We start from the raw sequence: 12,490 nt of genomic DNA, 5'->3' as shown, positions 1-12,490 counted from the left end.
TCAATCTTGCTTGAGAGAGTCCGAGAAGAATACGCCCGCGTCATGTGCTTCGCGTGACGAATCTCGCACAGCGGACCGGTTCCGCATGCCGGACGCCGCACACCTGCGGGTCCGCTCGGGTGAGTACCGGACGACCCCGCAGGGGAACCCCTGTTCGGTCTCCGGCGACCCGTATGACCAGGCGGTAACGGGTGTTTCCGGTGTGACCCGGCGTGCCGCCCGGACTCCCGCATGACCGGTCTCCTCCCAGTGTCGCTGATACGCTGGTAGCCCGTGGAGCGGAGGGATCGCCAACCCCCGAACCGCAGCGACGGTGACTCCAGGTCTTGACCTGGCGCCGCCGGTATGCACAACACCTCGCGACCACGGGAGCCCCCTCTTGGCCATGCCGCCCAGGTCCTCGACGACCAAGCACATCTTCGTCACCGGAGGCGTCGCCTCCTCGCTCGGCAAGGGGCTCACCGCGTCCAGCCTCGGCGCCCTGCTCAAGGCCCGCGGGCTCCGGGTGACCATGCAGAAGCTGGATCCGTATCTGAACGTTGATCCCGGCACCATGAACCCCTTCCAGCACGGAGAGGTCTTCGTCACCAACGACGGGGCGGAGACCGATCTGGACATCGGACACTACGAGCGGTTCCTCGACGTCGACTTGGACGGCAGTGCCAACGTCACTACGGGCCAGGTCTACTCGACCGTGATCGCCAAGGAACGGCGGGGAGAGTACCTGGGCGACACCGTGCAGGTCATCCCGCACATCACCAACGAGATCAAGAGCCGCATCCGGCGCCTGGCCGGCCCGGAGGTCGATGTGGCGATCACCGAGGTCGGCGGCACGGTCGGGGACATCGAGTCGCTGCCGTTCCTGGAGGCGGTGCGCCAGGTCCGGCACGAGGTGGGGCGGGACAACGTCTTTGTGGTCCACATCTCCCTGCTGCCCTACATCGGCCCGTCCGGCGAGCTGAAGACCAAGCCCACCCAGCACTCGGTGGCCGCGCTGCGCAGCATCGGCATCCAGCCGGACGCCATCGTGCTGCGCGCCGACCGGGACGTGCCGGTGTCCATCAAGCGCAAGGTCTCCCTGATGTGCGACGTGGACGAGGCCGCCGTGGTCGCCGCGATCGACGCCAAGTCCATCTACGACATCCCCAAGGTGCTGCACGGCGAAGGGCTGGACGCCTATGTGGTGCGCCGGCTCGACCTGCCGTTCCGGGACGTGGACTGGACGCAGTGGGACGACCTGCTGCGCCGGGTGCACCACCCGGCGCACGAGGTGACCATCGCGCTGGTCGGCAAGTACATCGACCTGCCCGACGCCTATCTGTCGGTGACCGAGGCGCTGCGCGCGGGCGGTTTCGCCAACAATGCCCGGGTCCGTATCAAATGGGTCACCTCGGACGACTGCAAGACGCCGGGCGGGGCCCGGGAACAGCTCGCCGGCGTGGACGGCATCTGTGTGCCCGGCGGCTTCGGCGACCGCGGCGTGGAGGGCAAGATCGCGGCCATCACCTATGCCCGCGAGCACCGGATCCCGCTGCTGGGGCTGTGCCTGGGCCTGCAGTGCATCGTGATCGAGGCGGCCCGCAACCTGGCCGGGGTGGAGGGTGCCGGCTCGACCGAGTTCGACCCGGCGGTGCCGCATCCGGTGATCTCCACCATGGCCGAGCAGCTCGACATCGTCGCGGGCGAGGGGGACATGGGCGGCACCATGCGGCTCGGGCTCTACCCGGCCAGGCTGGCCGAGGGCTCGATCGTGCGCGAGGTGTACGGCGGGGAGGCCTATGTGGAGGAGCGGCACCGGCACCGCTACGAGGTGAACAACGCCTACCGCACCGAGCTGGAGCAGAAGGCGGGCCTGGTGTTCTCCGGCACCTCGCCGGACAACAAGCTTGTCGAGTATGTGGAGTATCCGCGCGAGACGCATCCGTATCTGGTCGCCACCCAGGCGCACCCGGAGCTGCGCTCCCGGCCCACCCGTCCGCATCCGCTCTTCGCCGGCCTGGTCCGGGCCGCGATCGGGCGCCAGAGCACGCAGCAGGGAGCCTGACCATGGGTGAGCGGTTCCAGGACATGCCCGACGAGTGGCCGGTGGTCTCCACGGCCACGCCCTACATGGGCGCGCGGACGGGGGTGCGCACCGAGGAGGTGCGGACGCCGGACGGGGCGGTGATGCGCCGCGACTACCAGGTCCACCCCGGCTCGGTGGCCGTCGTCGCGCTCGACGAGCTGGACCGGATCGCCGTGATCCGCCAGTACCGGCACCCGGTGCGGCACCGGCTGTGGGAGATCCCGGCCGGCCTGCTGGACGTGCCCGGCGAGGACCCGCTGGAGGCGGCGCGCCGCGAACTGTACGAGGAGGCGCACATCAAGGCCGAGGACTGGCGGGTCCTGGTCGATGTGTACACCACCCCCGGCGGCAGCGACGAGGCGATCCGGATCTATCTGGCCCGGCAGCTCTCCGCGGCCGAGGGCGCGCGCTACGAGGCCTTTGAGGAGGAGGCCGACATGGAGCACGCCTGGGCGCCGCTGCACGACCTGGCGCGGGCCGCCCTGGCCGGCGATCTGCAGAACAACTGCCTGGTGACGGGCGTGCTGGCGGTGCTGGCGGCGCGGGCGGGGGACGGCCTGGACGCGCTCCGCCCGGCCGGCTCCCCCTGGCCCGCCCGCCCCTACTGAGCCGGCCCCGCCGCACCGCACCGCACCGCACCGCACCGCACGGCACGGCCGCCGGCCGGCTCCCGGCGGCGCCGCACGGGGGACAAGCGGCGGGTGGCCGCCGCCCGGCGACGTGTTCCATGGGTGACGCCTGAGGGGCAGGGCATACGCTCGGGGACGTGACGGAGCAGGCGGTGCACAGGACCGGCCCGGCGCGGCGCCGGGCCGGCGCGGAGACGGACGGCGGCGGACCCGTGTTCCTCGGCCGGAGCCGCGAACTCGCGGCGCTCCGTGCCGACCTGGAGCGCGCCGGGCTGGACACCCTGGCCGGGCGCCCGGCCCCCCGCTGCCGGGTGCTGCTGGTGGCCGGCCGCCCCGGCACCGGGCGCACCACGCTCGCCGAGCGGTTCGCCGCCGAGTGCCTGGCCGGCGGCGACTACCCGGACGGCATGCTGCGGGCCCGGCTCACCGACCCCGGCGGCCTGCCGGTGCCCACCGAGCGCACCGCCCGCGACCTGCTCGCCGCGCTCGGCACGACCGCCCCGGCCGGGGCCGGCGAGGACGAACTCACCGAAACCCTGCGCACCGCCCTGGCCGGCCGCCGGGCGGTGCTGCTGTTCGACGACGTCTGCTCCGGCGAACAGCTCGCCGGCCTGCTGCCGGACACCCGCGGCTGTCTGGCCCTGGCCGTGGCCCGCGGCCCGCTCACCGGCGTACCGGACGTCCGGCCCTGCATGCTCGGCGCGATCGAGCAGGAGGCCGCGCTGAGCCTGCTGGTGCGCGGCGCCGGCCGCACCCGGGTCACCGTCGACCCCCGGGCCGCCGAGCGGCTGGCCGAGGCGTGCGCCCATCTGCCGGCCGCCCTGGTGCTGGCCGGGGGCTGGCTGGCGGCACACCCCGACGCCGCGCTGGCCGATGCCCTGCGGCGGCTGGAGGACCCCGCCGACGACGACGGCCTGCCGGAGGTCACCGATCCCCTGGGCCGCGCCTTCCGGCTGGCCCACTCCGCGCTGCCGCCGCCCGCCGCCCGGACCCTGCGGCTGCTGGCCCTGGCCCCGGCGGGCGTGGCCGACGCGCACACCGCCGCGGCGCTGGCCGGCTGCTCCATGGACACCGCCCGCGGCACCCTGCGGGATCTGACCCTGCTCGGGCTGGTGCACGCCGTGCCGGCCGCCCCGCCCGCCGCCACCGAGGAGTCGGCCGGGCCGCTGCTCGCCCTGCCCGGCTGCCTCGATCCGCTGCTGCAGACCCTGCTGGAGCGCAAGGAACGGCCGGCCGAGGTGCAGCTCGCCCGGGCCCGGCTGCTGGAGCGCACGGTGCGCCAGCTCACCGCCTGCCGGGCGGTCACCGAGCCGTCCGGCAGCCCGGCCCGCTCCTGGCTGTCCGGGCTGCCCGCCACCCTGCGGTTCGCCTCGCGCGCCGCCGCCGCGGACTGGCTGGAGACCCGGCTGCCCTCGCTGCTGGCCGCCGCCCGGCTGGTGGTGGCCGAGGGCGAGCTGGACACCCTGGCCCGGCGGCTGATCGCCGCACTCACCAGCGCGCTGTCCGCGCACCGGGGCACCGGGGCGGCGGCGCCCGAGCTGTACCGGCTGCACGAGCTGGTGCTCGGGGTGGCGGACCGGCAGCGGCTGCCCAGGGAACGCGCCGCCGCGCTGCTCAACCTCGGCGACCTGGATGTGGCCGGCGGCCGGCCGCACCTCGCCCTGGACCGCTACCGCTCGGCCCTGGAGGCGCTGCGGCCGGACGGTGACCGGATGCCGCCCGGGCCGCCCGGCGCGGGCGCCGCCGGGCCGCCCGCTGCCGGGCTGGGGGCCGGGCGGGCACTGGAGTCCATTGCCGGGACCTACGCGGAGCTGGGGGAGTGGCGCCGCGCCGCCGACTGGTACGCCCGCGCGCTGTCCACCGCACAGGCCCGCCGGGACCTGGACGCCGAGTCCCGGCTGCACGGCCGGATCGGTGCCGTGCTGGCGCGGGCCGGGCAGTGGCCGGAGGCGCTGCGCGCCTGGCGGGCGGCGGCCTCCGCGCACCGGCGGCGCGGCGATCCGGGGGCGCAGGCCAGGGCGCTGGCCGAGGCCGCCCGGGTGCGGGAGTACGCCGGGGAGCCCGCCGAGGCGATGCGGCTGGGGCTGCAGGCGCTGCGGATCGCCGAACGGTCCGGTGACGGCCGGCTGCAGGGCGCGCTGCGGCTGCGGCTGGCGGACTGCGCGGCGCGGCTGGGCAGGCCGGCGGAGGCGGCGGACCACCGGGCGGCGGCCGGGCGGCTGCTCGGCGGGGACGGGGCCACGGGGGAGGGTTCCGCATCGGCCACCGGACAGCTGGCCTGCGAAACGCAGAAGAACGTCCAGCCCGATTGAATGATTGCAAGGCTGGACAGTGGGAAGTCCTTCGTTAACAATGGCTCTGCCGCGGCCTTCCGGTCGCTTCCGGCATGCACGCCATGTGCGGATATTTGGTTGTTTGGCATATCGGGCATATTCGGCACATCCGGGTGTGCAAGGTGATGCCGGTACGCGCCCCGTGCCAGGGGCCCCAGCCGTGCCCGGTGTCCGCAGCGCATCCCCGCAACGCAAGGACCGTGATCGACGTGAAGGTCGGCATCCCCCGCGAGGTCAAGAACAACGAGTTCCGTGTGGCCATCACCCCGGCCGGGGTCCACGAGCTCGTCGGCCACGGCCACCAGGTCGTGGTGGAGCGCGGCGCCGGGCTCGGCTCCGCCATCACCGACGAGGAGTACACCGCCGCCGGTGCCGCCGTCCTGGACAGCGCCGACGAGGTGTGGGCCGCCGCCGAGCTGCTGCTCAAGGTCAAGGAGCCGGTCCCCGAGGAGTACCACCGGCTGCGCAAGGACCAGATCCTCTTCACCTATCTGCATCTCGCGGCCTCCGCCGAGTGCACCCGGGCCCTGCTGGAGGCGGGTACCACCGCGATCGCCTATGAGACCGTGCAGACCGCGGACGGCGCCCTGCCGCTGCTGGCCCCGATGTCCGAGGTGGCCGGCCGGATCGCCCCCCAGGTCGGCGCCTATCATCTGATGCGCCCGGCGGGCGGCCGTGGGGTGCTGCCCGGCGGCGTGCCGGGCACCGGCGCGGCCGAGGCGGTGGTCATCGGCGGCGGTGTCGCCGGCTGGAACGCCATGCAGATCGCGGTGGGCATGGGCTTCCGGGTCACCCTGCTGGACACCAACGCCGGCCGGCTGCGGGAGGCGGACCGGATCTACGGCGGCCGGGTGCAGACCATCACCTCCAACGCCTTCGAGCTGGACCGGGCGGTGCGTGCCGCGGATCTGGTGATCGGGGCGGTGCTGATCCCGGGCGCCCGGGCGCCCAAGCTGGTGAGCACGGAACAGGTGTCCCGGATGAAGGCGGGAAGTGTCCTTGTCGACATCGCGATCGACCAGGGCGGGTGCTTCGCCGACTCGCGGCCGACCACCCATGCCGAGCCGGTCTTCCGGGTGCACGACTCGGTCTTCTACTGCGTGGCCAATATGCCGGGCGCGGTGCCCAGCACATCGACCTACGCCCTGACAAACGCCACCCTGCCGTATCTGGTCAAGCTGGCCGACCGCGGCTGGCGGGCCGCGCTGAGCGCTGACGCCGCCTTTGCCAAGGGGCTCAACACCCATGACGGCCAGGTGATTTACGGCCCCGTCGCGGAGGCGCACGGCCTGCCGCACACCGATCCGGCCACCGTTGTGGGCTGATCACGGCCGGGCCGGCGGCCCGGCGTCAACCCGGCGCGTCAACCGCGCGACGCCGTTCGCCCCGGCTCTCCCCGACCCGCCGGCCGGTGCCCGGCGCCGGGCCGGGTCCCGTGACATGCCGCCCCGGAGGGCGCCGGGACCCGGCCAGATTTATCAGTATCCGGGGTATCGCGACGGCGACTTGTGGCAAAGACTACTCTTTAACTGTTTCCAGTCCTGCCGAGACTTCCGCTCGCCAGTGGAGCACCCTCGCGGCAGCCCTGACCACGGACCGGACGATGCCGACACATCGGTGCCGGTCCGGTGGATTGTGTTGCTGCGGACCGCCGACACGCCATAGAGTCGCCAAACGTCGGCAAGGTGCAACGCTGACTCTGTCGAGAAGTTTCCTGGTCCCCAAGGAGGTACGACGACTTGTGAATGAGTCGACAATTACTCCCGGGGGAGGACAACCAGGAGCGCCCGCGGGGCCTTCGGGCCACTCGGGCATGACGGGGGTCGGCTCCGTCGCTGTCCACACCTTCGTCACCCACCAGAACCCAGCGAACATGACAGCGCATCAGAGCACAGACGGACACCACGTCTCCGGCATGGCCCGTGGCCGTGCGGAGAGCGGTCCGGCGCGCTTCGCCGCCTATGACGAGTTCCCGGACGGGGAGTTCTTCGACCCCGACGCCGAATTCGAGCCGGACCCCGAGTACGCCGCGACCATCGCTCCGGACGCCGCGCGCCAGCGCCGCGAACGCATCGGGCCGACCGGGCGGCCGATGCCGTACTTCCCGATCCCCGGACCGGTGACCGAGCGCGGCCCGGCCACCATCATCGCCATGTGCAACCAGAAGGGCGGGGTCGGCAAGACCACGTCCACCATCAACCTCGGTGCGGCGCTCGCCGAATACGGCCGCCGGGTGCTGCTGGTCGACTTCGACCCGCAGGGCGCCCTCTCCGTGGGACTGGGCGTCAACCCCATGGAGCTGGACAACACGGTCTACAACCTCGTCATGGAGAGCGGCATGGCTCCCGACGAGGTGCTGCTGAAGACCGCCATCCCCGGCATGGACCTGCTGCCCAGCAACATCGACCTGTCCGCGGCCGAGGTGCAGTTGGTGAGCGAGGTGGCCCGGGAGTCCGCGCTGCAGCGCGCCCTCGCGCCGCTGATCAACGACTACGACTTCGTGGTCATCGACTGCCAGCCCTCCCTCGGCCTGCTCACCGTCAACGCGCTCACCGCCGCGCACAAGGTGATCGTGCCGCTGGAGTGCGAGTTCTTCGCCCTGCGCGGGGTGGCCCTGCTGACCGAGACCATCGAGAAGGTCCAGGAGCGGCTGAACCCCAACCTCAGCCTGGACGGCATCCTCGCCACCATGTACGACTCCCGCACGGTGCACAGCCGCGAGGTGCTGGCCCGGGTGGTCGAGGCGTTCCCGGACAACGTGTACCACACCGTCATCGGACGGACCGTGCGCTTCCCGGAGACCACGGTCGCCGGCGAGCCGATCACCACCTACGCCTCCAACTCCGTGGGCGCCGCCGCATATCGCCAGCTCGCCAGGGAGGTGCTCGCCCGGTGCCACGCCGAGTGAGTCTTCCGGCAGCAGACGAATTGTTCCGTACCACGGGTGGTGCGGCGGTGCAGCCGTCCACCCCGCACGAGCACGCCGCGGACGCCTCCCAGGAGGAGGCCGCGGCGGCACGGCAGCAGGGCCCCGCACCGGGCGGGGACCAGGCGGCCGGCGGTGATCCGGAGGACGGCCCCCGGCCGCACACCTCCGGCACCGCGGAGGCGGCGCCCGCCTCCTCCGGCAACAGCCGGGAACCCTCGGTCCCCGGCCAGTCCAAGCGCGGCCCGGCCGCCGGCGCGCGCGCCGGCGGCGCCAAGGGCCGCGCCGCCGCGGCCGGCCAGCAGCAGGCCGCGGCGCAGCGCGCCGGCGGCCGGGCCGGGCGGATGGCCCGCCGCCCCAGCGGCCGGGAACGCCACGACGAGAAGATCACGGTCTATGTCTCCGCCGAGGAGCTGATGGACCTGGAGCAGGCGCGGCTGGTGCTGCGCGGCGAGCACGGGCTGGCGGTGGACCGCGGCCGGATCGTCCGCGAGGCGGTCGCCGTGGTCCTGGCCGACCTGGAATCCCGCGGCGAGGCCAGCATCCTGGTGCGCCGCCTGCGCGCGAGCTAGCGACCGGGTCCCCGGCGGCGTCCCCGCCGGCCGGGCCGCGCCCGTCCCGGTGCCGGCACCGCCCTTCCGGGCCGGTTCCCCTCCCCTTTCCGTCCGCATCGATCGAGGACCCCTTCCCCGCACCCGCCCGGGGCCGGTGCCCGGGTGTTGCGCTGTGCGACATGTGGTGGTCGCCCGGGGGTGGGGACCGGGTTGCCCGCGGGTCATCGGGGGTGAGCAGTCTGCCGGTGTGCCGGGCACGGGGAAACGTGACGAGATGCGGCGCTGCCGCCTGGTGGGCCTGGCGGGCACCGCGGCGCTGGCCGCGGGCGGCAGCAGCGCCGGCGCGCTCTCCGTGCAGCGGGTCATGGAGCTCCCCGCCGGACGGGCCGCCGCCGGACTGGCCGCCACCTATTTCGGCCTGGTGCTGCTGGTGGCCGCCTGGGCCCGGCTGGGCCGCACCGTGCGCGGCACCGATCCGCCCGCCCCCGGCCGGCTGCTGGCCACCCTCGCCCTGTGGGCCGCGCCGCTGCTGCTCGCCCCGCCGCTGTTCAGCCGGGACGTCTACAGCTATCTCGCCCAGGGCGCCATGGCGGACGCCCGGCTGGACGTCTACACGCAGGGGCCGGCCGACCTCGGCGGACCGCTGGCCGCGGAGGTCGCGCCCGCCTGGCAGCACACCCCCACGCCCTACGGCCCGGTCTTCCTCTCCTTCGCCTCGGTCATCAACGACCTGGCCCGGGCCGAGGTCTGGGCCGGGGTGCTGGGCATGCGGCTGCTCGCCCTGCTCGGCGTGGCACTGATGGTGCTCTCGCTCCCCCCGCTGGCCCGTGCCTGCGGCACCGACCCCGGCCGCGCGCTGTGGCTCGGCGCGCTCAACCCGCTGGTGCTGCTGCATCTGGTCGGCGGCGCGCACAACGACGCCGTCATGCTCGGTCTGCTGGGCACCGGGCTGGTGGCCGCGCTCGGCCGGCGCCGGTTCCTCGCCCCGGTGCTGGCCACCGTGCTGGTCACGCTGGCCGCGCTGGTCAAGGTCCCCGCCGCGCTCGGCCTGCTGGCCGTGGTCTCGCTGCGGGCCCGCCGGCCGGCCGGCCGCGCCCGCTGGTGGCGGGCCGGGGCGGCGGTCACCGGCACCGCCCTGGTCACCACCGTGCTGGCCACCGCCGTCACCGGCCACGGCTACGGCTGGATCGGGGCCCTGCGCACCCCCGTCTCGCCGGACAACTGGGCGCCGGTCAGCGTGCTGGGCCGCATCACCCAGGGCGCGCTGCGGGCGGCCGGCAGCGGACTGGCCCATTTCGCCCAGCCCGCCTGGCAGCTGCTGGGCCTGGCGGTGCTGTGCGCCGCCGTGCTGGTGCTGTGGCTGCGGCGTCCCGCGTCCGCCCCGCTGTACGCGCTGGGCCTGTCGCTGACCGCCCTGGCCGTGCTCGGCCCCGCCATCCGTCCCTGGTATGTGCTGTGGGGGGTGTTCCTGGTGGCCGCCGCGGCGCCCGGTGGAGCCGCCCGCAGCGGCCTGGCGGCTGCCAGCGGGGTGCTCGCCTTCGCCGTGCTGCCCAGCGGCTTCGCCCCGGACGGCGGCCAGGTGGCGCTGGCCGTCTGCGGCGGTCTCTGCGCGCTGCCGGCGCTGTGGTGGGCCCGCCGCCTCGGCGCGGCCCCGTCCGTGCTGCCGCCGCTGCCGCCGCCGCGCCCGGGACCGGGACCGGGATGATCCGCCTCCCGGGCGGTGCGCGGGTGACCGGCCGGCTGCCGGCCCTGCTGCTCCTGGCCGCCGCGGTGGGCCTGTTCCTGGCCACCGTCCCGCTGCACCGGAACTGGTTCGACCTGCGTGTCTACCACGAGGCGGTGCACCACTGGGTGCACGACGGCGGCCCGCTCTACGGCTACCGGGTGCCGGGCCAGGACTACGGCTTCACCTATCCGCCCTTCGCCGCGCTGTGCATGCTGCCGCTGGCCCTGCTGGACTGGCCCGCCGCCCTGACCGCCGGTCTGCTGGTGAACGCCGCCGCCACCGCGGCGGTGGTCGTGCTGCTCGCCGGGCCGGTGCTGCGCGGCCGGGTGCACGGCCGCCGGTACGCGCTGGCGGTCACCGGCTGTCTGGTGCTGCTGCTGGAACCGGTCCGCGACACGCTCAGCTTCGGCCAGGTCAATCTGGTGCTGCTGGCCCTGGTGCTGGCGGACACCCGGCTGGCGGCGCACGGCGGCCGGGCCGCCCGGTTCGCCGGACTGGGCACCGGGCTGGCCGCCGCGGTCAAACTCACCCCGGCGCTGTTCATCGGCTATCTGCTGCTCGCCGGGCGGCGCCGGGCCGCGGCCGTGGCCGCCGCCACCGCCGTCGCCGCCACCCTGCTCGCGGCCTGGGCCGCGCCCGGCACCTCCCACGACTACTGGACCGAGGCGCTGCGCGACACCGACCGCATCGGCGACCTGGCCTACATCTCCAACCAGTCCCTGCAGGGCCTGCTGGCCCGGCTCGCCGGCAGCGCCGGGGACGCCGGGCGGGCGGTCTGGGCGGTGGGAGTGGTGCTGGTGCTGGCCGTCTGGGCCCGGCGGGTGCGGCGCGCCCGGGCGGCCGGCGACACGGCCGCGGGGCCGGCGCTGACCGGCGCGGCGGCCTGTCTGATCAGCCCGGTGACCTGGGTCCACCATCTGGTGTGGCTGCTGCCGGCGCTGGCCGTGCTGGCGGCCGCCGCGCTGAGCCGCCCGCCGGGCCGCCGCGCGGCGCCCTTCGCCGTCGCCGTCGGGGCGTATGTGCTGCTGTGCAGCAGCGTGGTGTGGCTGTGGCGGTCCGGCGCCCCGGGCGTGGGCGGCTTCCTCGGCGGCAACGCCTACGTCTGGCTCGCGCTCGCCATGCTGCTCGCCCTGCCGGTGGGCGCGGGTTCACAGCACCTTCCGGCGGACCAGCGCGTACAGCGCCAGGACGCCGGGCAGCAGCGGTAGCCAGGAGGTGATGGCGCGGAAGCCGATCACCACCGCGGTCGCGGTGGTCACCGGCGTGCCGATCGCCGTCAGGGTCACCAGCAGCGCCGCGTCCACCGAGCCCAGCCCGCCCGGCGCCGGAATGAAGCCGACGGCCGCGGCGGCGGCCAGATAGGCGATGCCCACATGCAGCCAGGGCGCCGGTGCCCGCAGCGCCAGCGCCACCGTCACCAGCACCCCGGCCTGGAGCGCCGGGAACGCCAGCGCACCGCCCCACAGCGCGGCCACCCGGGCCGGACGGATGTGCAGCGCCCGGGCGTCGGTCAGCGCCGCGCCGAGAAAGCCGCGCACGGCGCCGCGCAGCGGCCGGACCGCCAGCAGCACGAGCACCAGCAGGGCCGCCGCCGTCAGCGCCAGCAGCGTCATCAGCAGGGTCCGGCCGGCCGGTACCGCCTCGCCCAGATGCAGCACGCCCGGGGTGAGGGACAGCAGGACGAGCAGCAGCACCAGCCGGGCCAGCGGCAGGGCCAGCGAGTAGAGCGCCAGCGAGGCCGAGGCACGGGTCAGCGGCACTCCGCAGCGGCGGTAGAAGCGCAGGGTGACGAGATGGGCGCCGATTCCGGCGGGCAGCAGGTCATTGGCGGCACCGGCGGCGAACTGGGTGGCGAGCAGCCGTCCGGGGGGCAGCGGCTCCAGCACCGTGCCCTGGCGGGCGAAGCAGACCGCCACCCAGCACAGGCAGGTGATGACGACGGCGGCCAGCAGCCAGAGGCGGTCGGCGGCCCGCAGCTGGCCGAGCCCCGCCACGATCACCGGCCAGTTGCCGATGGACCAGACCACCACCAGGCAGACCGGAATCAGACAGGCGATCTGGCGCAGCGGAAGCCGCGGCAGCGGGGAACTCCGTCTCGGCGCGGTGGTCGTCCCGGACAGTGCCACGGTCTCAGCCGTCCTTTCTCGCCTGGCGCATAGCAGGTGGCTACCGGAACGGGTATGCCCGACGCACGCGACGCCCCGGTGTCGGCAACACGTCGGGCCGCGGTGACACCGATGGCCGAAAGGCGCCGCAA

The 12,490-nt window shown here is 74.6% G+C and carries 9 protein-coding genes; 8 read left to right on the top strand and 1 reads right to left on the bottom strand.

What is annotated here, in order from left to right:
- The first annotated feature begins 385 nt into the window (after positions 1-385).
- The 8 genes from BM242_RS26320 (at position 386) to BM242_RS26285 (ending at position 11,441) form a co-directional block, all read left to right on the top strand.
- On the top strand, positions 386-2,044 hold the full coding sequence (locus BM242_RS26320; RefSeq protein WP_093841438.1) for a CTP synthase: 1,659 nt from the start codon (positions 386-388) through the stop codon (positions 2,042-2,044).
- Between the two features lie 2 nt (positions 2,045-2,046).
- Positions 2,047-2,673 carry an NUDIX domain-containing protein gene (locus BM242_RS26315; RefSeq protein ID WP_093841437.1) on the top strand — a complete coding sequence of 209 codons (627 nt, stop codon included), beginning with the start codon at positions 2,047-2,049 and terminating at the stop codon, positions 2,671-2,673.
- Between the two features lie 158 nt (positions 2,674-2,831).
- On the top strand, positions 2,832-5,006 hold the full coding sequence (locus BM242_RS26310) for a tetratricopeptide repeat protein (RefSeq protein ID WP_093841436.1): 2,175 nt from the start codon (positions 2,832-2,834) through the stop codon (positions 5,004-5,006).
- 230 nt (positions 5,007-5,236) lie between these two features.
- Positions 5,237-6,352: an alanine dehydrogenase gene (gene ald / locus BM242_RS26305; protein WP_093841462.1), complete on the top strand. Its 1,116-nt coding sequence runs from the start codon at positions 5,237-5,239 to the stop codon at positions 6,350-6,352.
- A 488-nt stretch (positions 6,353-6,840) separates the two neighbouring features.
- Positions 6,841-7,935 carry a ParA family protein gene (locus BM242_RS26300; RefSeq protein WP_093841435.1) on the top strand — a complete coding sequence of 365 codons (1,095 nt, stop codon included), beginning with the start codon at positions 6,841-6,843 and terminating at the stop codon, positions 7,933-7,935.
- Entirely contained in the window at positions 7,920-8,525 is a 606-nt protein-coding gene (locus BM242_RS26295) for a hypothetical protein (RefSeq protein WP_093841434.1), read from the top strand. The genes BM242_RS26300 and BM242_RS26295 overlap by 16 nt, the downstream gene beginning before the upstream one ends.
- Before the next feature lie 256 nt (positions 8,526-8,781).
- Positions 8,782-10,212, top strand: a complete 1,431-nt coding sequence (gene mptB, locus BM242_RS26290; protein WP_093841433.1) for a polyprenol phosphomannose-dependent alpha 1,6 mannosyltransferase MptB — start codon at positions 8,782-8,784, stop codon at positions 10,210-10,212.
- Complete coding sequence (locus BM242_RS26285; RefSeq protein WP_093841460.1) at positions 10,209-11,441, top strand: glycosyltransferase 87 family protein; 1,233 nt, start codon at positions 10,209-10,211, stop codon at positions 11,439-11,441. The genes mptB and BM242_RS26285 overlap by 4 nt, the downstream gene beginning before the upstream one ends.
- Here the strand turns inward: BM242_RS26285 and BM242_RS26280 are convergent.
- The gene (locus BM242_RS26280) at positions 11,382-12,359 is read right to left on the bottom strand and encodes a lysylphosphatidylglycerol synthase transmembrane domain-containing protein (RefSeq protein ID WP_245834540.1); all 978 of its coding nucleotides are present in this window, start codon (positions 12,357-12,359) and stop codon (positions 11,382-11,384) included. The genes BM242_RS26285 and BM242_RS26280 overlap by 60 nt on opposite strands.
- Between the last annotated feature and the right edge of the window lie 131 nt (positions 12,360-12,490).

Origin of the sequence: Streptomyces aidingensis (assembly GCF_900112355.1) — a bacterium.
Taxonomy (GTDB): domain Bacteria; phylum Actinomycetota; class Actinomycetes; order Streptomycetales; family Streptomycetaceae; genus Streptomyces; species Streptomyces aidingensis.
This window is presented reverse-complemented; position numbering and strand designations above follow the sequence as displayed.